Here is a 524-nt window from a genome sequence, read left to right on the forward strand (position 1 = left end):
GGCCACCAGTCCTGTGGCGTGGTTAGAACTTTTTCGATATCTTTCTTTACTTCTGCAAGATTCAGACTTTCAAACTCTTTTGCGTAATCGTAATTCTCACCGTATGGATTTGCGTGGGAGCAGTTTTGTCTCAAAATCCTTAAGTTTAACCTCTCGGGCCACCATTCGGAAATCCAACGTTTTTTGTCCATGTCCATGTTACACCTCCTTGGATTTAATTATAAGTAATATTATATGCAAATAATTTTCATTGTCAACAAATATGTACCTACTCGAAAAGCTCTGGTCTCTCAGACGATACATACTATTTGTGTAAACATTATGTTAGGTGACAAGGTCATTATCCGAAAATACGAAACTAGTCAATTCAGTATTAGTAAAGGCTGGTTATTTTTTGTTTTAGTATTTGAAAGAAACATGCGTTTGGTAAGAAACTTGGAAGAGGGAGGGCTACTGCAAAAAGCCTCACGTAGGTCCGGTATCACGGTAATACTAAACCTTATGCTCGGGGACTATTAAGAAGC

The 524-nt window shown here is 38.2% G+C and carries 1 protein-coding gene; it reads right to left on the minus strand.

From position 1 onward, the window contains the following. A partial coding sequence (locus N2257_10870) for a hypothetical protein (GenBank protein ID MCX7794887.1) occupies positions 1–197 on the minus strand: 197 nt, incomplete at its 3' end. Between the last annotated feature and the right edge of the window lie 327 nt (positions 198–524).

Source organism: Thermodesulfovibrionales bacterium (assembly GCA_026417875.1).
In the GTDB taxonomy this organism is placed as follows: Bacteria; Nitrospirota; Thermodesulfovibrionia; order Thermodesulfovibrionales; family CALJEL01; genus CALJEL01.